The sequence below is a fragment of the Sphingomonas sp. genome (assembly GCF_035998645.1).
Classification (GTDB): domain Bacteria; phylum Pseudomonadota; class Alphaproteobacteria; order Sphingomonadales; family Sphingomonadaceae; genus Sphingomonas.
In genome coordinates this window covers 175,367-196,930 of the sequence record NZ_DASYHL010000003.1, presented here as the reverse complement: position 1 = coordinate 196,930, position 21,564 = coordinate 175,367, and the positions used below count along the sequence as shown (strand labels likewise).

The 21,564-nt window shown below is 62.7% G+C and carries 17 protein-coding genes; 6 read left to right on the top strand and 11 right to left on the bottom strand.

The features are described 5' to 3' along the window. Positions 1–92: 92 nt before the first annotated feature. The 11 genes from VGN66_RS04880 to VGN66_RS04830 all read right to left on the bottom strand — a co-directional run bounded on the left by VGN66_RS04880 (position 93) and on the right by VGN66_RS04830 (position 13,389). Positions 93–755: an HAD-IA family hydrolase gene (locus VGN66_RS04880; RefSeq protein WP_327517735.1), complete on the bottom strand. Its 663-nt coding sequence runs from the start codon at positions 753–755 to the stop codon at positions 93–95. Continuing rightward, entirely contained in the window at positions 752–2,608 is a 1,857-nt protein-coding gene (locus VGN66_RS04875; protein WP_327517734.1) for a thiamine pyrophosphate-binding protein, read from the bottom strand. The genes VGN66_RS04880 and VGN66_RS04875 overlap by 4 nt, the downstream gene beginning before the upstream one ends. A gap of 2 nt (positions 2,609–2,610) precedes the next feature. Then, complete coding sequence (locus VGN66_RS04870) at positions 2,611–3,381, bottom strand: aldolase/citrate lyase family protein (RefSeq protein WP_327517733.1); 771 nt, start codon at positions 3,379–3,381, stop codon at positions 2,611–2,613. Between the two features lie 73 nt (positions 3,382–3,454). Beyond that, positions 3,455–4,414, bottom strand: coding sequence for an NAD-dependent epimerase/dehydratase family protein (locus VGN66_RS04865; protein WP_327517732.1), 960 nt, complete (start codon positions 4,412–4,414; stop codon positions 3,455–3,457). A 6-nt stretch (positions 4,415–4,420) separates the two neighbouring features. Next, the gene (gene rfbH, locus VGN66_RS04860; RefSeq protein WP_327517731.1) at positions 4,421–5,785 is read right to left on the bottom strand and encodes a lipopolysaccharide biosynthesis protein RfbH; all 1,365 of its coding nucleotides are present in this window, start codon (positions 5,783–5,785) and stop codon (positions 4,421–4,423) included. Then, positions 5,782–6,870 (bottom strand): CDP-glucose 4,6-dehydratase, encoded by a 1,089-nt coding sequence (gene rfbG / locus VGN66_RS04855; RefSeq protein ID WP_327517730.1) that lies wholly within the window; start codon positions 6,868–6,870, stop codon positions 5,782–5,784. The genes rfbH and rfbG overlap by 4 nt, the downstream gene beginning before the upstream one ends. Continuing rightward, positions 6,861–7,631: a glucose-1-phosphate cytidylyltransferase gene (gene rfbF / locus VGN66_RS04850; RefSeq protein WP_327517729.1), complete on the bottom strand. Its 771-nt coding sequence runs from the start codon at positions 7,629–7,631 to the stop codon at positions 6,861–6,863. Before rfbF ends, rfbG begins: the two co-directional genes overlap by 10 nt. A 382-nt stretch (positions 7,632–8,013) precedes the next feature. After that, complete coding sequence (locus VGN66_RS04845) at positions 8,014–9,420, bottom strand: amino acid permease (protein ID WP_327517728.1); 1,407 nt, start codon at positions 9,418–9,420, stop codon at positions 8,014–8,016. A 58-nt stretch (positions 9,421–9,478) separates the two neighbouring features. Next, positions 9,479–10,477 (bottom strand): hypothetical protein, encoded by a 999-nt coding sequence (locus VGN66_RS04840; RefSeq protein ID WP_327517727.1) that lies wholly within the window; start codon positions 10,475–10,477, stop codon positions 9,479–9,481. A 29-nt stretch (positions 10,478–10,506) separates the two neighbouring features. Continuing rightward, entirely contained in the window at positions 10,507–12,057 is a 1,551-nt protein-coding gene (locus VGN66_RS04835) for an aldehyde dehydrogenase family protein (protein WP_327517726.1), read from the bottom strand. A 57-nt stretch (positions 12,058–12,114) separates the two neighbouring features. Then, positions 12,115–13,389, bottom strand: a complete 1,275-nt coding sequence (locus VGN66_RS04830; protein ID WP_327517725.1) for an amidohydrolase family protein — start codon at positions 13,387–13,389, stop codon at positions 12,115–12,117. Between the two features lie 202 nt (positions 13,390–13,591). On the opposite strand from VGN66_RS04830, the gene VGN66_RS04825 reads away from it, so the two are divergent. The 6 genes from VGN66_RS04825 to VGN66_RS04800 all read left to right on the top strand — a co-directional run bounded on the left by VGN66_RS04825 (position 13,592) and on the right by VGN66_RS04800 (position 21,521). Further along, complete coding sequence (locus VGN66_RS04825) at positions 13,592–16,036, top strand: TonB-dependent receptor (protein ID WP_327517724.1); 2,445 nt, start codon at positions 13,592–13,594, stop codon at positions 16,034–16,036. A 158-nt stretch (positions 16,037–16,194) separates the two neighbouring features. Further along, positions 16,195–16,818: a helix-turn-helix domain-containing protein gene (locus tag VGN66_RS04820; protein ID WP_327517723.1), complete on the top strand. Its 624-nt coding sequence runs from the start codon at positions 16,195–16,197 to the stop codon at positions 16,816–16,818. Between the two features lie 65 nt (positions 16,819–16,883). Beyond that, positions 16,884–17,948 carry a dipeptidase gene (locus tag VGN66_RS04815; RefSeq protein ID WP_327517722.1) on the top strand — a complete coding sequence of 355 codons (1,065 nt, stop codon included), beginning with the start codon at positions 16,884–16,886 and terminating at the stop codon, positions 17,946–17,948. Then, entirely contained in the window at positions 17,945–18,895 is a 951-nt protein-coding gene (locus VGN66_RS04810; RefSeq protein WP_327517721.1) for a hypothetical protein, read from the top strand. The genes VGN66_RS04815 and VGN66_RS04810 overlap by 4 nt, the downstream gene beginning before the upstream one ends. An 83-nt stretch (positions 18,896–18,978) precedes the next feature. Continuing rightward, positions 18,979–20,001 (top strand): 2-oxoadipate dioxygenase/decarboxylase family protein, encoded by a 1,023-nt coding sequence (locus VGN66_RS04805; protein ID WP_327517720.1) that lies wholly within the window; start codon positions 18,979–18,981, stop codon positions 19,999–20,001. After that, positions 19,998–21,521, top strand: coding sequence for an FAD-binding oxidoreductase (locus VGN66_RS04800; protein ID WP_327517719.1), 1,524 nt, complete (start codon positions 19,998–20,000; stop codon positions 21,519–21,521). The genes VGN66_RS04805 and VGN66_RS04800 overlap by 4 nt, the downstream gene beginning before the upstream one ends. Positions 21,522–21,564 lie beyond the last annotated feature (43 nt).

Genomic DNA, 21,564 nt, shown 5'->3' with positions numbered 1-21,564 from the left:
ACCTTCGCGATGCGGTCGAGAACAAGGTTCGATGCGGCTAGCATATCCACGGGCACAAAAGAATGCCATCCGACCCCAAAAGCCCTTTTAGTTCAGGCGGCAAGGCCCGGCCGATGGCGCACAAGCTCACCCACCAAAGCGGTGAAATGATCGAAGACGGCACCGGTGGGGGGAGACCAGCCGGCCTCCGCATACCCATGAGTCAAAAAGTAGAACGGTATCCCCGCACGGTCGGCCACGGCATGATCGAGCTCGCTGTCGCCCACGTAAAGGCATTGGTCCGCATCGACGTCCAATCGAGCGAGCACCGCGTCGAGCAGGTCAGGGGCCGGCTTGGGCGTCAATCCCGCCGCACCGCCAACCACCGCCACAAACCGGTCAGCAATACCGGTGTCGTTGAGCACCTTCTCGCATAATGGCAGTGGCTTGTTGGAGCAGATCGCAAGGGTGAATCCGCGGGCCCGCAAGCTACTCAGCCCGGCGGCCACCCCGTCGTAAAGCGAATCAGCCGGTGTCAGCCAATCGTGATATCGGCTGCGAAATTCAATGAGGTCCGCCGCCGGATCGCGACAGGCGTCTCCCAGCAGGGCTGCGACCATCATTTCGCCGCCACGGCTCATTAATGGGCGGGCAAATTCGTGACAGATCGCCCGATCGACCCCGCGATCGCGCAGCATCCCTTGGAGAATGGTGACGCACACGCCACAACTATCAACCAATGTCCCGTCAAGATCGAAGATGATCGCCTGTTTCATCGCAGAATCCCGCATGGCGCCATGGCATCTTTCAGCGCTTCGTCGCTGAGGAAAGGCACAAGATCCTCGAGCGGCGAAGATACCATAGAGCCGTCTTCCAAACGGCGGGACGAGAGCTTGGGAGCAAATTGCTGCCGTTTGTCGATCATGACTTCACACAAATGCGGCCCACTGGTGTCGAGAGCCGCGCGGACCCCCGCCGACAAGTCGGCATCCCGCTCGATCCGCGACGACGAAATGCCAAAGCCGTTTGCCAGGCGCGTGAAGTCCGGGAATGTCAGGCCGCTGTCGGGACCACATCCGACGATATTGTCCGCAAAATGATTCTGCTGCGCCTGACGGATGGAATGATAGCCGTCATTGTTCAGGACGAATATCTTTATCGGAATCTGCAGCCCGACGATGGTCTGCAACTCCTGCAAGTTCATCATAATGCTGCCATCGCCTGCGAGACAGACGATCCGCGATGCATCCCCAGCATACCATGCGCCGATCGCGCCGGGCAGATCATATCCCATCGAGGCACAGCCCGAATTCGTATACAAACGCTGGCCGGTCTTGATCTCAGCCGCCTGAAAAACGGTGACGCAAGCGGTGCCGTCGCCCGAGACAACGATCTCACCCTCGTCCAGTTCTTCGAACAGCTTTTGGGCGAAGATATATGGATTGATGGGGCCCGCCTCCGAAGCATATTCGGGAAGCACGACCGGATATTGGGCTGCCCGTTCGCGACTGCGTTGGAGAGACGCGCTGCGCAAAGCTGCCCGATCGCCCTCGGGCATCGGGAGGCGCTCCGCCACCGAGAAAAAGTCCCGCAGGTCCGCATGAATCGGGCGATGGAGCGACAAGGTCGGCTTTTCGAGTTCGGCCCGGTCGATGTCGACCATCGCCACCCGGGCGTTGCGGGCAAAGCTTTTCCAATTGTAGCTTATCTGTCGGAGATTGCAGCGACATCCCAAAATAAGGACATAATCCGCAGATTGGACCGCGAAGTTACCACCCCGATCCCCGACCGATCCGGGACGCCCGACGAACAACGGGTGCGCGTTCGGGATGACGTCATGGGCGTTCCACCCGGTGACAACCGCAACGCCGAGACGCTCGACAAACGCGAGAAAAGCAGCATGCGTACCGGACAATCTGACGCCTGAACCGGCCAGCACTACCGGACGCTCGGCCGCGCAGAGTTCGCCCAGCATCGCAGCAATTTCCGCTTCCAGTGCCCCCCCTTCGAGCGCACCGAGTTCCGCGGCGGTGTTGGGCACCTCGCCATGCCGATCATCCGCCGCGGGATCGTAGCCCTCAAGCGTGTCGGGATCGACCGGCGCCGCCTGGACATCGATCGGAACATCGATCCAGACAGGCCCCGGGCGCCCACGCGTGGCAAGGCAGATCGCCTTTTCGACGACTTTGCGCACCTGGCTGGGATCGTCCAGCACAACCGCATATTTTGTGATGCCGCGCACCATGGCGACGATGTCGACTTCCTGATCGCCCAATTGCCGCAGCGGCACGCCATAGTTGAACGCACAGGTCTCGCGTTTGACTTGCCCGGACACCACGATCATCGGGATCGAATCAACATAGGCGCCATAGACCCCGTTGAGCGCATTGACGCCCCCGGGCCCGGTGGTGACGTTGACCAATGCCGGGCGACCGGACAAGCGCGCATAACTTTCCGCCGCGATTGCCGCGCTTTGCTCATGATGCGTGAAGATCTTGCGCAAGCGTCGCTCACGCCCGAACGCATCGTTGAGGTGCATCGCCCCCCCGCCAGTCAACATGAAGCAATCGCTTACTCCATGCGTGGCGAGAAGGTCTGCCATCACATCGGAAACGCGGACTTTAGGCATTATTACGCAACCTTCGCGTTCTGCCGCGCTTCCATCATGGCAATGCGCGTCTCATCTTCAGCCGCGATCGTGCGGTAATAGTTGCGCTTGTTCTGAAGCCAGAGCAGTTCGAATTCGATCGCCGCTTCCATTCCTTGACGGACGGGGCCACCATCGAGGATCGCGGCGTCGAAGATAACCTTACGGGTCTCGAACCGGTCCAGACGCACTTCACGGATGCGACGCAGCGGCTCGATGGAATCCGGGCTAACCCCGCCCCCAACGACCAGCTCGAGGTCGTGCTGCTGTGCCAGCTTGGCGACGGAACACACATAGTCCGTCATCTCTTCCGTATTCACGAAGTCGCGAGCCCGGCCCATGGAGCCGGCGAAATCGACCCGGCCGAACACCATTCCCACGCGCCCCTTGGCGGCGACATCGGCGAGCTTTTCGATCCGGTCGAAGGTTTCGCGCGTTTCCACGTTAAACAGAAAACCGACATCTTCCTGCTCGTCGGAGGAATAGAAATTGTCCTTCCCGGCAACGAATTTCGAGAGCGCGTAGGGTGATTCCACCATCGGCGCGATGATATAGTCTGCGCCATACTGCCGACATTCGATGAGGTCGCGAATAGCTTCGCAACCGCCGATCTTGAGACCGACCTTCACATTGGCCTTACGCGCAATCTCGAGCAGGCGAAGCAACTCGTCGACACGGGTTCCCTCGGCTTCGAACTCCGCCTTGACGGCAACGACGCCGAATTCGTCACGCGCACGCGACAGAACTTCGAGCATCCGCTTTTCATAACTATTCACTGTCACCTCCAATGGGGCAGGACTGACTTCAGCCCAATCCCCGCAAACTCACTCACGTGGCCAAAGCCCTAGGACTAGCTTGCCCCTCTAAGTCGCGAATCCAATTCACCGTATCGCGCACTTGCATTTGGGCAGGCGATAGTCGAACCGAAAGTCGCGCTGCCAAAAGCCAAGTATCTATCGCACGCCCGAGATATTCCGACCAATCGTCGAAATGCAACGGCAGGCGGCTCACTGGGATATCTGGTTCGACCTCTCGAGCGACGAGTTCGGCAATATCCTGCATTTCAAGCAGCTCGGCACCGCACAGATCCAAAGGGCGATCGGAATTCAGCCGCTGTTTCGCTGCGCGCAGCACAATCCGGCACAGATCCTCGACATGAAGGAAGCTGCGAAACACCGGCTGCGTTGCCGCGATCTTGATGTGCCCGTCTCGCAGCGCCTGTACCGCGAAATTCGACACCGCATAGGCGTCAAGCTTGTTGATGTGCGGGCCGGCCACGTTGAAGATCCGACCGCACAGGGTCGGCACGCCGGATTCGCGCGCCCAGTCAAGATACCGCCGCTCCTGCTCAAGCTTTGCCATCCCATAGGGATGCTCGTCCTGCCCCGACTGCGCCAGATGGGCAGCGCCAGATGATGCAACGAACAGGCTCGCCGGCTTCGCGGCCGTGATCGCGGACATCAGTGCGTCATCGATCGCCCTGTTAGCACGATAGAATTCGGCGTCACCCAGCCCCGCGACCTTGTCCTTTGTGAGGTAGGCGAGATGGATGACATGCGCCCCGGCCACGTCACTGGGCGTGATCTGCGCCAGGGCGCGAACCGCAAGCTCTGGCCCCCCGGCTACAGTAACGGTCCCCTCGCCCGAGCCAAACAGAGAGAGTTCATCCGAGCCGCCTACAGAGTCGATGTCACCTGCCCGATGCATCAACGCCAGCAATGCGCGCCCGATCCAGCCCGTTGGGCCGGTCAGAACAATACGCGCATGTTTGCTGTGCGTCGAAGTCATTCGAAGTCAACCGCGGGTCCTGTGACCAGCGACGAACCCGGAAAGCGTGTCGACGGCGTAGCTCAGATGATCTTCGGTAAGGCCGGGGAAGAGACCCAGCCAGAAGGTGTGCGTCGTGGTGATATCGGCATTGGCCAGTTCGCCCACGACCCGATAATTCCGGTCCTTCATGTAGGGCTGCCGAAGCAGATTGCCCCCGAAGAGCAGACGGGTGCCGATGTTCTTTTCGTTAAGGTACTCGACCAGCTTCTCACGGTTGATCCCGCTCTCCGGCCGGATTGTGATAGGATAGCCGAACCAGGACGGCTCACTATTCGGCGTTGCCTGGGGCAGGATCAGGACATCCTCAAGTGGGCGCAGCAATTCGGTCAGGATCGCGAAGTTGCGCGCGCGAGCGGCGATGAAATCCTCAAGCCGATCCAACTGGCCGAGACCCACCGCTGCCTGCATGTCGGTGATCTTCAGATTATAGCCGCAATGGCTATAGGTGTATTTGTGGTCGTAGCCGAACGGCAGCGTGCCAAGCTTGCGGCAAAAACGCTTGCCGCACGTATTGTCCTCGCCTGGCGCGCACCAGCAATCCCGGCCCCAGTCGCGCATCGATTCCATGACCCGCTTCAGCCGGGGCTTGTCGGTGAACACCGCGCCGCCCTCACCCATCGTGATATGATGGGCGGGGTAAAAGCTCAGCGTTCCCATATGACCAAAGGTCCCGACGTTCTGTCCGTCATATTTGGCACCGAGCGCGTCGCAGCAATCCTCGACGACGAACAGGTCGTATTTTTCCGCCACCCGCATGACCTCAGCCAGGTCGAAGGGGTTACCCAGCGTATGAGCGATCATGATCGCGCGCGTGCGAGAACTCACCGCCGCCTCGATCATCTCGGGCTTGATGTTGTAAGTGGGGATATCGACATCGACGAAGACCGGCACGATGCCATATTGCAGGGCCGGATTGACCGTCGTCGGAAAACCGGTTGCAACCGTAATCATCTCATCGCCAGGCTTGAGAGCCTCGCCACGCAGATAGTGACTGGTCAGCGTGGAGAATGCGACGAGGTTGGCAGACGAGCCCGAGTTCACCGTGATCGCGTGCTTCACGCCGATCCGCTCGGCCAGCCTTTGCTCGAACTGGGCATTGAAACGCCCGGTCGTCAGCCAGAAATCGAGGCAGCTTTCCGCAAGGAGCTGCATCTCTTTTTGCCCATATACCTTGCCCGACACCGGGACGGGGCTCTCGCCGGGAACGAAGGGACGCGGCTGATGATGCAGATTTGCATATTCACCCACCAGATCCACAATCATTCGGCGAAAATCCTGCTCCGAAAGATCGTGCAGGTTGGGATGAATTGCGTCGATAGTTCGGTTCATTGATTACTGCCTTGCGTCAACGCTGCATCGAACAGCGCCATATAGTTCAGGATCTGCTTACGGGTCAGCTGGAGGGCGTCCGCCCCCTGATCAACCTGCTTGTGCCAATCCACAATCCAGTCGATCGTGCGTGCTAGATCGAAAGCGGGCCGCCAACCAAGCTCGGAATACGCTTTCGTGCAGTCCAGCTTGAGAAGGTGCGCCTCATGGCGCTGTGGCGCGTCATCGATCTCGAAGCTGCCCTGCCCCCAGCGATCGATCATCTTGCGGACGATCCAATCGACCGGGCGCGTATCTTGGGCGGCCGGTCCGAAGTTCCAAGCCGACGCCGCCCAACGCTCGCCGAGCGCAAGATGCTGAGCGATCAGGATGTAACCCCCGAGCGCCTCCAACACATGCTGCCACGGGCGAATCGCCTTGGGCGCGCGAATTTGGACGCTGCGGTGCTCGATGATCGCACGCACGATATCGGGCACCAGCCGGTCCTTGGCCCAATCCCCGCCGCCAATGACATTGCCGGCCCGCACAGACGCGAGCAATGGCGAGCCGGGGGCATCGAAAAACGAGTTGCGATAGGCGGAAATCGCGAGTTCCGCCGCCCCCTTGCTCGCGCTGTAGGGATCGTGACCACCCATCGGATCGCTTTCACGATAGGGCCAGACCCACTCGCGATTCTCATAGCATTTGTCGCTCGTGACGGCGACGATCGCGTCCAGCCCTTCGACGCGGCGACACGCATCGAGCACGTTCACGGTACCCACCACATTGGTCGCGAACGTCTCGCGCGGGCAATCGTAGGACAGTCGAACAAGCGGCTGCGCCGCAAGATGGAACACGGTCTGGGGCCGGGCGCGCGCGATCACGTCATCAACCAGCCCCGCATCGCGGATGTCGCCGACGACATGATCGATCAAATTGCCGAGAGCCGCCTGAGAGAAGAGACTCGGCTCCTCCTGCGCAAGCGCAAGACCCGTGACCTCCGCCCCCATCTCACGGAGCCAGAGACTCAGCCAGACACCCTTGAACCCGGTATGCCCGGTAACAAGAACGCGACGGCCAGCCCAGTGCGCGGGATCTACCAGCACTTCCAAGGCGCGCCTTGCGTCCAAAGCTCTTCAAGGTGGTTCTTGTCGCGCAACGTGTCCATCGGCTGCCAGAACCCGTCGTGACGAAAACCGTGGAGCTCGCCGTCCGCAGCCAACCGCTCCATCGGATCCCGTTCCCAAATCGTGTCGGGCCCAGCAACGTAATCGTCAAGCACCGAGGGATCTGCGACAAAGAAGCCGCCATTGATCAGCCCGCCGTCCCCGGCCGGCTTCTCGCGGAACCCCGCAACGCGGTCGCCATCGAACTCAAGCGCGCCGAACCGACCGGGAGGCGCAACGGCAGTGACCGTCGCTTTGTCGCCATGGGCGCGGTGAAACGCCACCAACGCACCGATGTCGATATCAGCCACGCCATCGCCATAGGTGAAGCAAAAGGGCTCCCCGTCGTCGAGATGGTGACGCACAGCCTTCAGCCGCCCGCCGGTCATCGTCGTATCTCCGGTCTCGACGAGCGTGATACGCCACCCCTCGCTCCAGTTGCGGTGCACATCCATGCTGTTCGCGGCGAGATCGATCGTCACATCGGCGGTGTGGAGGAAATAGTTCGCGAAATATTCTTTGATTATATAGCCCTTATATCCAAGGCAGATCACGAAGTCGTTGATCCCGTGATGGGAGTAAATCTTCATAATGTGCCAAAGGATGGGCTTCCCCCCCACCTCGACCATTGGCTTAGGGCGGACCCAGGTTTCCTCACCCAGCCGCGTACCAAGCCCCCCTGCCAAAATAACTGCCTTCACAGCGGCGGCGCCCCTACTTTTCCTCGCCGGGATCCCTCAGGCCGTTCTACCTGAAATGAGGATTGCACCGATCTTGCCTCGGCAGATAAAATAAGGCGTGAGTGGGATCAACCCGAAATGTCCCGCAAAAAAAATCAGTTGCGAACAATTCTCGACCAGCCGGCGGCACGACATTCTTTCGCTTGGGCCGAGCGCAGGCGCCCGATAAACCGTCAGCAGCGACTGCCGAGCCCTTCGGCCGATGTCGGTCGCGGCGATGCCTCACCAGAAGTATAAACGGCAGTGCGCGGCTGAATACGGACTCGCTATTCGGGGAAGGTACTTCTGCTCAGCGCGGCTATCCGCCCTCAACCATCAACGGATCGGCAGCGCCTGCTAAGGTTCAGCTATTCGCGTGCCGCAATTTGCTTCTGCGCCGACCATAGGCAACGTAGATGCCGATGCCGATCGCGTTCCACGCCAGGCACCACAGCAACGTATCACTGGGCAAGCTGAAGAACAGATACATGCAGCCGCCGATCGTACCTAGCCCGACGATCAGCGGCGCCCGCAGCCGAAACGGGCGCGCGGCAGCGGGCTCGCGCCGACGCAGCACCAGCAGGCAGACGCCAACCGCGATAAAGGCGATCAGCGTCCCGGCATTGGCGAGTGCCGCGACCTTCCCGATGGGCAACAGCCCCGCGAGCACCGCAACGATAGCGGCCGTCATCAGCGTAATTCGAGTGGGCGTGCCGCGCGATGAAATTGTTGCCAAACGCTGGGGCAAGAAGCCGTCCCGCGCCATCGCCAGGAAGATGCGGCTCTGCCCGAACAGGAACGCCAGCAGCACGGTCGGGAGCGCGATGACCGCCGCGGTCGCGACGATCCGCGCCACGGTATCTTGGCCGATTGATCGCAGGATCAGAGCAAGCGGTTCCGGGCTGTTCGCGAACTGGGTGAACGACACCGCGCCCACGGCGGTTGCTGCCACGATCATATAGATCAGCGTGCAGGCCGCCATCGAGCCGATGATCGCGATCGGCAAGTCCCGAGCCGGTCGCTTGGTCTCCTCGGCGGCCGTAGAAATCGCGTCGAAACCATAAAAGGCGAAGAAGATGATTGCAGCAGCCGCCATGATGCCGCGATCGACGCCATCGCTGTCGACATGCGCGGCATAGCCAAAGGGCATGAACGGATCGAAATTGGCAGCGTCGAAATAGGGCAGCGTACAGCCAACGAACAGCAGCAGCGTGACGATCTTAACGACCACCAGGATCGAGTTGACGCGTGCGCTTTCCCGCGTCCCCAGCAGCAGCAGCCCGGTGACGATCGCGATGATCGCGACTGCCGGCAGGTTGATCAGCCCGCCCAGTTCGGGGCCCTGCGTCAGCGCCGCAGGAAAGCCGACCCCCATGAGCAAGGGCGAGGCATAGCCCGACCATCCGACCGCGACGGTCGAGACGACAAGCGAATATTCAAGGATGAGGCTCCATCCGACCACCCACGCGATCACTTCACCGAGTGCCACATAGGAATAGCTATAGGCGCTGCCTGCCGTCGGCATCATCGCCGAAAGCTCGGCATAGGCGAGAGCCGCGCATGCGCACACCGCCCCGGCGATCGCGAACGAGATCAGAACCGCCGGGCCAGCCCGATCGACCCCGACCCCGATCAACGTCAGGATGCCGGTGCCGATGATCGCCCCCACGCCCATCGCCATCAGCTGTGGCCAGGACAGGCTGGGCGCCAGCGCGTCGGCGCTGCGCTCATGTGACGACACGATGGGTTTGCGGCGCGCCCAATTGTTCACGATGTTCCTCCCCGATAATTCTGGTCATGCCGTCCGACGCCGGCATTTTTTCTAGGCGTTACGGCTTCTCGTTGGGAAACAGCAGCAGCCAGTCCGCTTCGGCCTGGATGCGCGCGAAGAAGCTCCAGCTGTCGACATTGATCGACCGCTTGAGCCACGGCCTGGCCTTTTCCGGCTCGCCGCGCAGGATGTAGTAGTTGGCAAGGCTGTAGGCGGTCGACGCGGCGACACCATCGGCGGTTGCAAAGGCGCGGCCGCCATCCTTGTCGCTGAAGAAACTGTCAGCGGCACGATGCCCCTTGAACAGCTGAAGCCCGTCGAAATAGGTGTCGGAACCACCCTTGGGGTGAACTTCGAACAGCGTCAGATCATAGCTATCGAGCACCGCATTGGCCTCACGCAAGTTACCGCCACGCGCGTGCGACAGATACTCCCAATAGCCATTCGCCGTGCGCGCATCGAGATCGTGGGTGAAGGCAGCGGCTTCGGCCGACTTGCCGAACCACTTGGCCGCGTTGGCGAAATCATGCTTGGCGAAATAGGCTTGGCCGAGATGGTAGTAGAGGTAATATTGCACCACATCGGGGTCGCCGGGGAAGTAATCGGGACCTGGCTTTTCGCGCTCCAGCGGCTGCCCTTCGTACAGCTTGGCTGCCTTCAGCCCTAGCTCGATCGACTTGTCGAACTCGCGCAGCGAAAACGCGCGATGCGCGCGGTGGCGCAGCAGCTTGCCCGAATTGGGGAACCGCTTGAGCGCCGCATCGTAAACTGCCGCCGACTCCTTGGTATAGCCCTGGTAGAACAGCACGCGACCGTACCAGGTGGCGTTGTCGACAGTCATGCCGGCATCGTACGCCGCCTTGGCTTCGCGCGCGGCGCGTTGCAGCGTTTCGACCGCGGCGACATTCGCGTTGCGCGCAGGGCCGGTGTACATCGGCTGGCCGAGCAGCGACGTGCCCTGAAAGCTGCCGTCCTGCTGCTGCGCGGTCGCCGGAAGCGGCGCGGCGACGAGCGCGAGCCCGAGCGCCGCGGCACGTACAATATAATTGGGGGTCATCATCATCTCTCCCGGATGGGTGGCTATGGTTATTCGATGTCGAGGTCGAACTTCACACCCTGCGCCAGCGGGAGCGAAGTCGAGTAGTTCACCGTCGCGGTCGCGCGGCGCATATAGTTCTTCCAGCTGTCGGAGCCCGATACGCGGCCACCACCGGTGACCTTTTCGCCACCGAACGCGCCGCCGATCTCCGCGCCGCTGGTGCCGATGTTGACGTTGACGATGCCGCAATCGCTGCCGACCGCCGACTGGAACGTCTCCGCCTCGAGCACATCGCGCGTGAAGATGCAGGACGACAGCCCCTGCGACACGCCATTCTGCAGCGCGATCGCTTCATCCAGGGTCGCATAGGACATGACGTACAGGATCGGGGCGAAGGTTTCCTCGCGGACGATGTCGGTTTGCGCCGGCATCTCGACGATCGCCGGCTGGACATAATAGGCGTCGGGCGCGCCTTCGATCTCGATCCGCTCTCCGCCGTGCACGGTTCCGCCTTCGCGCCGCGCCTGTTCGAGCGCGCGCTGCATGCCATCGAACGCGGCCTTGTCGATCAGCGGCCCGACATGCGTCAGATCGTTCAGCGGGCTGCCGATGCGCAGCGTGCCGACGGCGCCGATCAGCCGCTTGACGAACGAGTCGCGGATGTCCTGATGCACGATCAGACGGCGCAGCGTCGTGCAGCGCTGGCCGCACGTCCCCGTGGCGGCAAAGATCGTCCCGCGCAGCGCGAGCGACGTGTCGGCGCTGGGTGCAATGATCGCGGCATTGTTGCCGCCAAGCTCCAGGATCGAACGGCCAAAGCGGCGTTGAACCCGCACGCCGACATCCTGCCCCATCGGCACGCTGCCGGTCGCGCTGACGATGGCCACGTCACGATGGTCGGCCAGTGCGCCGCCGCATTCGGCTGCGCCGATGGCGACTTGCACCAGATGCTCGGGAGCGAGCTCATAGTCCGCCGCCACTTTCTGCAGCAGACCGGCAAAGGCGAGCGCCGTCAGCGGCGTCTTTTCCGAGGGCTTCCAGATCGCACTGTCGCCGCAGACCAAAGCGACCGTGGTGCCCCAGGCCCAAACGGCTGCGGGGAAATTGAACGCCGAGATCAGCCCAACCACGCCAAGCGGATGCCAATATTCGGTCAGTCGATGTTCGGCGCGCTCCGACGCAATGGTCAGGCCGAACAGCTGGCGCGAAAGGCCGACCGCATATTCGCAGATATCGATGACTTCCTGCACCTCGCCGCGCGCTTCGGTGAGGATCTTGCCATTTTCGATCGTCAGCAGGCGCGACAGCGTTTCCTTATGCTCTCGCACCATCTGGCCATAGCGGCGGACGAGTTCGCCACGATGCGGCGCGGGCACGGTCCGCCATGCTAGGAAGGCGCCCCGCGCCCGCGCCACCATCGCGTCCACGTCCGCCGCGCGTTCGGTGCGCAGCGTTGCAAGCGCCGCCCCGTCGATCGGTGAATACACCGCCAGGTCGGTGCCACGACGATCCTGGAACGTCAGGCCCAGCGCGCCAAACAACTCCTCAACAGCAGGCGCAAAGCCGGGTGGTACGGCAGTGTCATCGATCGCAGTCATCTTGGCGGGCACGTCCATTTTGAGATCCATGGGAAAAGTGAAAAGGTTCAGGTGCGGTCAGCGCGGATCATGCCTGACGATCTTACCATCCTTAACGACGGTCGATACATGCTCCAGCAGCGTGATATCGGCATATGGATCGCCGGCGACGGCGATCAGATCCGCCGATTTCCCGACGGCGAGCGTGCCGATCCGTTCCGACTGATCCAGCAGCACGGCCGCATCGACCGTCGCCGAGCGCAGCGCCTGCATCGGCGTCATCGGCCCTTGTTCGACCATGTGGCGAAACTGGCGCGCATTCTGGCCGTGCGGCGAAACGCCGGCGTCGGTGCCGAACGCGATCTTCACCTTGTACTGCACGCCGAGGCGAATGTTGCGGCCCTCGACCGTGCGCGCCTGAGCGATCTTCGCGCGGACGGCGGGGCTGGCTTCACGCTTCTCACGGTCCTCGAGCAGGCCGAGTGTGGGAACCAGCCAAATGCCGCGCGCGGCCATTTCCTTGGCCGTCGGCACATCCAGATACGTGCCGTGCTCGACCGAATCGACCCCGGCCCGCACCGACGCGGCAACCCCTTCACTGCCATGCGCGTGCGACGCCACCTTCAGGCCCAGGCCATGCGCGGTGGTGACGATCGAGGTCAGCTCCGCGTCGCTCAGATGCTGGCCAAGGCCGCGCGCTTGCTGCGACATGATCCCGCCGGTCGCGGTCACCTTGATCAGATCGGCGCCATATTTGGCCGCCTCCCGCACGCGCAGCGCACATTCCACCGCGCCCGTGCAAGCCCCGGTATAGTCATACGGATACAGCGCTTCCGTGGCCTTGCGATTGAGGCCCGACATGTCGCCATGGCCACCGACGATCGAAAGCGACGTACCCGAAAGGAAAATGCGCGGGCCGATCACGCTGCCGTCATTCACGGCGTCGCGCAACGCGTGGATCGCGTAGCCGTCGGACCCCACGTCGCGCACGGTGGTAAAGCCCGCCTCCAGCGTCTTCCTGCCATTGGCATAGGCGAACAGCGCGACATCTTCGGGCGTGTCGACCGCCGCTGCGGTCAAACTGGTCTCGGGTGAAAAACTGAGATGGACATGCGTATCGATCAGCCCGGGAAGAACCATGCGATCCTTCAGATCCAGTGTCCGCGCGGCCGGGCGCTCGACATGGCCCGCTTCGATCGCAGCGATCCGCCCACCCTCGATCACGATGGTTGAAGGGCCAAGCGGCTCTTCGCCAGGGACCGCAATGACGCCGCCAGCATGAATGACGAGCCGCTCGCCCGGCGCCGACTGCGCGTGCGCGGGCTGGCCGAGTGACACGACCAGGCCAGCCATCGTGCACAGCGCCAGAGTTTTGCCCGTCCGCGTCAATCGACCCCCTCATCTGCGACAGCCGCCGCATCGACAATCAAAGGCTTAGAAAGTTTATCGACCTTGGGCAATAAATTTTATTATAGGAAAAGTGTCAGCGATCTGCCACATATCGGAAATCGGCCCACGGCCGGATGTGGACTTTTGGGGTTCAGAGGAGGGACATATGTCGAAATTGATTTCGCGGCTGCTGCTGTCGTCGGCGGTGGGGCTGGCCATCGCGTTGCCAGCGCATGCACAGACCAACGTTGCGGACAGCGAGAACGTCGAAACCGCCACCGAAGCAGACAAGGACATCGTCGTCATCGGCACGCGGCGCAAGGACCGTTCGGTCACCGACAGCGCGGTTGCGATCGACGTCATTTCGCCCGAGCAGATCAGCACGACGGGGTATACCGACGTCAACGACGCGCTGCGCACGCTGGTGCCCGCGTTCAACGCGCAGCGCTTGCAGGGGAATGACGGATCTTCGTTCGTGCGCCCGATCACGCTGCGCGGCTCGCCGGCCGACCATGTCCTGCTGCTGATGAACGGCAAGCGCCGCCACCGTGCGTCGATCGTGCAGATCGGCACCGGGCACGCATCGACCTCGGGCTCGCAAGGTCAGGATTTCAACGTCATTCCGCCGATCGCGCTGTCCAGCGTCGAAGTGCTGCGCGATGGCGCGTCGGCGCAATATGGATCGGACGCCATTGCCGGCGTGATCAACCTTGAGCTCAAGCGCGCGCGCACCGGCGGCTCGGTCATCGCGCAGGTCGGCGAATATTATGAGACCGGCGGCCGCACCTATGACATTCAGGGCCATGTCGCGGTCCCGCTGGGTGATCGCGCCTATCTCAACCTGGCGGCGCAATATACGGATCAGGCCAAGGCGTATGCGTTCAAGGCGGTACATGCCGGTGCGGCCGCACTGCGCGCCGCCAACGTGCCCGGCGTGCCAGCGCATCCCGAAGGCAATCTCGACCCGCTTTATCGCGCATTCAAGGGTGTGTTCAACGCCGGCGTCGAACTGGGAGACCAGCTCGAACTCTACGCTTTTGGCAACTACATGATGGGTGAAAGCTCGGTCACGTTCGGCTTGCGTCAGCCGTTCGCAGCGGGCGGCCTGAGCGGTCACAGCACCTATGGAAATTCGGCGTTTGACCTGACCCCGGCCCATCCGCAGCAGTTCAACCTAGCGGCGATCTATCCGGGCGGGTTCACCCCGGAATTCGGTGGTGACCTTGAGGATGCAAGCGTGCTTGTGGGTCTGCGCGACGAGCAGGGGCGCCTGAAATGGGACCTGTCGGCCCGCTACGGCCGCAACACCGCCGACTATACGATCACCAATACGATCAACGCGTCGATGGGCGTCAACTCGCCGACCGCCTTCAAGCCAGGGTCGCTCACGCAGCGTGAAATTCAGTTCGACGCGGAAGTCTCGTACGAACTGACCGACTCGATTCTGGCATTCGCAGGCGCCAGCTATCGCAAGGAAACCTATGTCATCGGGCAGGGCGACCGGGCGAGCTACATTACCGGCCCGTTGCGCGATTTGCCGGCCGGATCGAACGGCTTCCAGGGCTTCTCCCCCGAATTCGCGGGCAGTTTCGATTCAAACAGCTATGCGGTGTTTGGTGAGGTCGATGCCGACATCACGCCGTGGTGGAACCTGTCGGTCGCCGCGCGCTTTGAGGACTACGACCAGTTCGGTGACAATTTCAGCTACAAGGCGGCGACGCGGTTCGAGCTGAGCGAAGCGTTTGCGCTTCGTGGGTCGGTCAGCACCGGCTTTCGTGCACCGGCCGCTGGCCAGGTGTTCGGCACCAGCCTGACGTCGCAGCTCGACGGCATGGGCGGCTTCATCCTCGACGCCGTGCTGGTGCCGGGATCGCCCGCAGCGCAGGTGTTCGGATCACAATCGCTCGTGCCCGAAACCTCGTTCAACATGTCGGCCGGTATGGTGTTCACCGGGTTTGAAGGCTTCCTGACGACACTCGATTTCTATCAGATCGATGTCGACGATCGCCTGTTGCTGACGCCCTCTCGCAACACGACCGCGACGGAGCGCGCGGGGCTGGCGGCGATCGGCTTCCCCAACGGCATCGATATCCAGCAGGTCCGCTATTTCCAGAACGAGATGGATACCCGCGTGCGCGGCTTCGACCTGGTCAGCACCTATCGCCATCGCTGGTCGACGGTCGCCTCGACCGACTTCAGCCTCGCGGTGAACTATAACGAGCAGCATCTGCGGGGTTCGCCGCCCCCGGGGTTCAGCCCGGCGATCGTGACCGAGTTCGAACGCGGCACGCCGCGGTGGCGCGGCAACTTCTCGACCACGACCAAGGTCGGCGATGTGGCGTTGATGGCCCGAGCGGTTCACTACGGGGCCTGGCGACGCCTGGACGGCGCGACCTTCCTGCCGCGCAAGGCAGTGACGCTGTTCGATGCGGAAGTAACCTACTCGGGTATCCGCAACGTCGATCTCAGCATTGGCGCGCGCAACCTGTTCAACATCTTCCCGCCGGATCGCGGCGCGGCACGTGCCCGCGCTGGCCTGATCTATGACAATCACAGCGTGTTCGGTGTGGCCGGTGGCTTCTATTATCTGAACGCGAAATTCAGCTTCTAATCTAACCGTTTGAGAGCGTGAGAGTTTCCAATGGGCATGCAGGCAAGAATCTGGCCTGCATAGCCTATTGGAAATTCTGCTATATACGGTCTGCATAACCCCGGCCCGCCGTCCCGCGGCGGTCGATCGACAGAACCGTGCTAGCTGAGGAAATGAATATGCGGTCCGGCAATGGGGACGAGGCCACGCTTCTCGACGCAGCGCGGATGGGCCGGCGGCGGCGGACCGACCCGTTTCACCTGGGAAAGCGGCTGCGCGAGCTCCGCCGGGAGCGTCAGTTGACGCTGGAGGATGCCGGCCGGATGACCGGTCTGGCCGCCTCGACCCTGTCGAAGATCGAGAACGATCAGATGTCGCCGACGTTCGACGTGGTGCAGAAGCTGGCGGTCGGATTCGACATCGACATTACCGACCTGTTCGCGGGTCACTCCAGTCAGGATGCAGCCGGTCGCCGCAGCGTCACCATGGCTGGTGCCGGTCGATTGATGGAGACACCGGTCTATCGCCACCGCCTCATCGCGACCGAGCTGAAGAACAAGAAGATCCTTCCCTTCGTCACCACGATCAAGGCACGCGCGCTCGGCGATTTCGAGAATTGGTCGGAACATAGCGGGGAAGAGTTTCTCTACGTCCTTGAGGGCGAGATCTGCTTTCAGACCGAGCATTACGAGCCCGTGACCCTGGGGGTCGGCGACAGCATCTATATCGACAGCAGCATGCAGCACGCGTGCTATACGACGAGCGAAAAGGACGCCGTCGTACTGTGGGTCAATACCGGCTGATCCAGCCCTTGCCTCTTCTGTCGTATCGGATATACATTTTCCGATAGGCAAAAATGGAGAGGTCGATGCACAGGCGAGATTTCATTCTTTCGGCAACGGCGGGCGTCGCATCGATGGCGATCTCGCCAGCGCTTGCCACCACGCCGAAACGCCGCCCGCTGACCTTCGACGCGATGGGCGAAGTGCGGTTCGAATATGACGCAGCATTGATCGCGCAGATGCGCGACAGCGGCCTCGACGCGATCACGATTACCTTGTGCGATCCCAAAAGCTACGAGGGCGCGGCGTATGAGGAGGCGATCCAGGCCGTCCTCGATCACGACGCCCATATCGCAAAACATCCGCAACTGTTCCTCAAGGCCACACGGACGAGCGACATCGACGCCGCGCGGAACAATGGTCAGATCGCGCTTTTCTATCTCTTCCAGAACAGCACGCAGTTCGGTCGCGATCTGGACAATGTCGACCTGTTCCACAAGCTGGGCGTCCGGTCGGCGCAGATCACGTACAACGATCAGAATTGGGCCGGTGCCGGCTGCAAGGAGCTTGGCAGCAACGGGCTGACCCACTTCGGGCGCGAGCTGGTCGCCAGGATGAACCAGCGCGGCATGCTGATCGATCTGTCGCACGCCAACATGGCGACGATGGCGGACACGATCACGGCATCGCGAGCGCCCGTAATCGTGTCCCACACCGCCTGCATGGCGGTGCACAGCAACACGCGCAACACGACGGATGCCAATCTGCGCCTGTTGGCCGATCGCGGCGGGGTTGCCGGCATCTGCCAGATGCGCCCGTTCCTGACGACGAAGCGCAAGGACGCCCTGCCCGAATATTTCCGTCACATCGCCCACGCCGTCAACGTGATGGGCGCCGATCATGTCGCCATCGGCAGTGATCGCGATCATCGCATTGTCGAAATGACCGATGCCTATGTCGCCGAGCTGAAGCGGGAGGAAGGCGCCAACTTCAACGAGGCCGACTGGCCGCTGTTCATCGACGAGCTGAACGGACCGCGTCGCATGGAGGTCGTCTGGGATGGCGTGCGCAAGCTCGGTTACCCGTCAGGCACGGTCGAGAAGATCATGGGCCTCAATGTACGCCGCATCTATCAAGAGGTGATCGGATGAACCGCATCTTGCTGCTTGCCGGAGCTGCATTCGGCATCGCCGCCAGCCCGGCCGCATCGGCGCAAACGCCGGTGCCTGCTGCGGAGCTGTGCGCGACCAGCCTGATCGGCACGCCGCTGACCATTCCACGCTACCCGGCTGCGACGCAGAAGATCCTTGATGAGGACATCGCGATTGCCGCCGCCGCGCTGCGGATCGCGCCCGACCGGGAGGACTCTCATATCTGGTACGGTCGGCGGCTCGATTATGCTGGCCGCGTCTGCGAGGCGGTCGACGCATTCAGCGCGGGGATCAGCCGCTTCCCGAACAGCTACAAGCTCTACCGCTTCCGCGCCCGCGATCTGACGCGCGCGCGACGTTTTGACGAAGCGCTGGCCGACTATGCCAAGGCGCTGGCGCTCATGGGCGATACGCCGGACACGTTCGAGCCCGATGGCATGCCCAACCCGCTGGGGCTGACGATCAGCACCTACCGCGGGAACATCGTCTATTATCACGCCCAGACCAGCTTCGCGACCGGCGACTATCCGACCGTGGTGTCCGGCATGGCAAAGTCGCTGGAGCTTGCCGCCGATTTCGCGCGCGACGACATGCGCGTGCCGACGGCCTATTGGACGTACCTCGCCTATCGCAAAATGGGTCAGCACGAGAAGGCACGCGCGATCATCGACGCGATTGAGCCGGGGCTGAAGCTGATCGAGAACGAGTTTTACTATCAAGCCGTGCAGATCATGCAGGGGCGGCTCAAGCCCGACCAGTTCGCGGATACGCGCGACAGCACGATCAAGTTCGCGATTGCAATGGAACGCCGCTTTGGCGGGGACGAGGCGGGTGCGAAAGCAATGCTGACACAGATCGTGCGCGAGAACCCGCAGGGCCATTGGCCTTCGGAGGCCGAACTGGCTGATCCAGACCGTCGACCCGCCGCGAAATCGCCGGGCGGTTGATGCGACCGCACGGACGCAAACGACAAGGGCGCATCGATCATGCGCCTGCTCCACGACCCATGCCCGTCGCGGCAGGAGATGATATGCCCCTTGATCACACCGCGCCCGGCGCCAGACTGGTGGCGCGCCTGTTGGGTGCACGCGCCGCGCCCGTGCTGGCGACGATAGACCTGGACGCGCCGCTCAGCGCGACCGGACCGAATGGCACCGTGCCCCGTGCCGGTCTGGCCGCAGCCTTGAACGTGCTGCTGTTCGACGACCTGCTGGCGCGCGTACCGACCGGTGCCGCGTTCGTGGCCGAGCAGCGCGCCCGCGATGAACGGATCCGGTTCGACCATGGCGCGATCCGCACGGTTCGCCTGGTGGGCGGTGACACGGGCGCGCTGCCAGCCGGGCAAGCCGCGATGGCAAGGATCCTGCAGCCGCTGGGCTATGCGGTTCCCGGCATCTATCCACTGCCACGGCTGCGCATGACGGGGCACGCATGGGCACATCGCGATCAGCCGGAGCTGCTACCCCAGTTTTTTGTCAGCGAATTGCATGTCGATCAGTTCGACGCCCAGTTCCAGGACGTGGCGCAGCGCGTCTTTGGCACGAGCAGCGATCCGCTGAGCGAAGCCAGCCGGGCAGCCTTGCTGCAACTGGAGCGAGACGAGAGCATCCCGTTCCAGATGGCGCTGGACGTCCTGCCGAACCTCCTGTCCGCGTTCGGTCGTCAGCATGAAACACCATCGCTACGCGACTATGAGGCGCTGCTATCCCAATCGGCCGAAGCGGCGTGGATCGCGACCGAGGGCAACGCCTTTAATCACGCGACCAGCCGGGTCGCCGACATCTATGAAACCGCGGACCGTCAGCGCGCGCGCGGGGTGCCGATCAAGGATGCCGTCGAGGTCTCGCAAAACGGCCGAGTCAGGCAAACCGCGTTTCGCGCTGATCCCGTGGAGCGGCCGTTCGCGGTCGACGGGTCGGAGATTACCCGTCGTGTTCCTGGATCGTTTTACGAAATCATCAGCCGCGACATCGACCCGGGGACCGGCGCGCTCGACCTCAGCTTCGACACTGGCAACGCAACCGGCATCTTTGCGATGACCCGCGCGGCATGAACGATCGGGATCTGGTTGCCGAGCTGCGCCGCATCGTTGGCTGCGGGCACGTCCTGACCGATCCGTCCGACCTGGCGGGGCGCGACCATGACGGGCGCGGGCCAGCGGGGCGATCACGCGCGCTGGTCCGCCCGCACACCCCCGAAGAAGTCGCGGCGGTGGTTGCGGTGGCGGTACGCGCCGGGGTCAGGCTCGTACCGCAAGGTGCGCGCACGGGGCTGGTTGCCAGCGGTGTCGCCGACGAGAGCGGTGGCATGATATTGCTATCGACAGAGCGGCTCAACGCGGTGGCGATCGATCCCGTCAATCGCACTGCCCGCGTCGGCGCCGGCGTGCCACTATCGACCCTGAACGCGCAGGCGGCGGCGCACGATCTGTTCTTCCCGATCGACCTTGGCGCCGATCCCACTATGGGCGGAATGATCGCCGCCAATACCGGCGGCGCGCGGTTCATTCGCTATGGCGACGTCCGCCGCAACCTGTTGTCGCTCGAGCTCGTCACCAGCAATGGGCCCGCAACCATCCTGCAACTGGGTCGCGACTGCTGGAAGCAGAATGACGGCCTGGATCTCAAGCAGCTGGCGATCGGCAGCGGCGGTGCGATGGGGATCATCACGGCGGCGACAGTGGCCCTCCAACCCACGCCCCAGCACGTGATCACGGCACTGATCGCACTGCGCGATCCCATGGCGCTCGACCGGCTTCTGCTGACGTTCGAGCGCAGTTGGGGAATGCTGTTCACCGCCTTTGAGGGCATCTCACGACCGGCCTATCTGGCGGCGTTGCATCACGTTGCGCATCTCCGCCGGCCGTTCCCGGTCGACACCGAACATCCCTATTTCGTACTGATCGAACTCGCCGCCGGCGCGGCATTCGATGCCATGGTGCTGGAAGACGCTCTGACGGGTGTCCTTGCGGAGATGATGGAGGCACCTGCCTCGCCAATCGCCGACGTGGTCGTGGATCACGGCGCGGACCTGTGGGCGTTGCGCCATGCCGTTCCGGACGGCCTGCGCGCCATGGGCACCACGATCGGCTGCGACATCGCCGTGCGGCGCGGAGATGTCGCCAGATTTCGGCGCGAAATGGCCGCTGAGATCGCGCGGGATTATCCTGGGCTGCTAGTGTGCGATTTCGGTCATATCGGCGATGGCGGGATACACTTCAATCTGGTCTGGCCGACCGAGCAGGGGCCGCTGCCGTCTGGTTTGGCGGAGGCCGTGCGGATGCGGATATTTGCCGTGGCGGTCGAGCGCTATGGTGGCAGCTTCAGCGCCGAACATGGCGTGGGGCCACGTAACATCGCTGCCTATCATCGGTTTACCCCGCCCGCCGTCCAGCAACTGGCCGGCGCTGTTCAGACGCTTTTAGCCCCGGTGCCGATCAGCCGGGTGTGGTATGGCGGCCATCAGACAAGAACCCCGCTTCCGCAAGCCCCAGACGCTTCTTCCCCTGAACTGTTCCGGGTCCATTACCCTGCCTCAAGGGATGATGCCTCGTCAGTCACCATGCGACGTTAACCCGCCCGGACGCTCAGGCGGTCGCCGGGCAATCAGCCGGCGA

Bases quoted from the DNA above. Each gene is read 5' to 3' on its own strand.
- VGN66_RS04880 (WP_327517735.1), bottom strand. From the start codon at position 755: ATGAAACAGGCGATCATCTTCGATCTTGACGGGACATTGGTTGATAGT.
- VGN66_RS04875 (WP_327517734.1), bottom strand. From the start codon at position 2,608: ATGCCTAAAGTCCGCGTTTCCGATGTGATGGCAGACCTTCTCGCCACG.
- VGN66_RS04870 (WP_327517733.1), bottom strand. From the start codon at position 3,381: ATGCTCGAAGTTCTGTCGCGTGCGCGTGACGAATTCGGCGTCGTTGCC.
- VGN66_RS04865 (WP_327517732.1), bottom strand. From the start codon at position 4,414: ATGACTTCGACGCACAGCAAACATGCGCGTATTGTTCTGACCGGCCCA.
- rfbH (WP_327517731.1), bottom strand. From the start codon at position 5,785: ATGAACCGAACTATCGACGCAATTCATCCCAACCTGCACGATCTTTCG.
- VGN66_RS04840 (WP_327517727.1), bottom strand. From the start codon at position 10,477: ATGACCCCCAATTATATTGTACGTGCCGCGGCGCTCGGGCTCGCGCTC.
- VGN66_RS04835 (WP_327517726.1), bottom strand. From the start codon at position 12,057: ATGACTGCGATCGATGACACTGCCGTACCACCCGGCTTTGCGCCTGCT.
- VGN66_RS04830 (WP_327517725.1), bottom strand. From the start codon at position 13,389: ATGGCTGGCCTGGTCGTGTCACTCGGCCAGCCCGCGCACGCGCAGTCG.
- VGN66_RS04825 (WP_327517724.1), top strand. From the start codon at position 13,592: ATGTCGAAATTGATTTCGCGGCTGCTGCTGTCGTCGGCGGTGGGGCTG.
- VGN66_RS04820 (WP_327517723.1), top strand. From the start codon at position 16,195: ATGCGGTCCGGCAATGGGGACGAGGCCACGCTTCTCGACGCAGCGCGG.
- VGN66_RS04815 (WP_327517722.1), top strand. From the start codon at position 16,884: ATGCACAGGCGAGATTTCATTCTTTCGGCAACGGCGGGCGTCGCATCG.
- VGN66_RS04810 (WP_327517721.1), top strand. From the start codon at position 17,945: ATGAACCGCATCTTGCTGCTTGCCGGAGCTGCATTCGGCATCGCCGCC.
- VGN66_RS04805 (WP_327517720.1), top strand. From the start codon at position 18,979: ATGCCCCTTGATCACACCGCGCCCGGCGCCAGACTGGTGGCGCGCCTG.
- VGN66_RS04800 (WP_327517719.1), top strand. From the start codon at position 19,998: ATGAACGATCGGGATCTGGTTGCCGAGCTGCGCCGCATCGTTGGCTGC.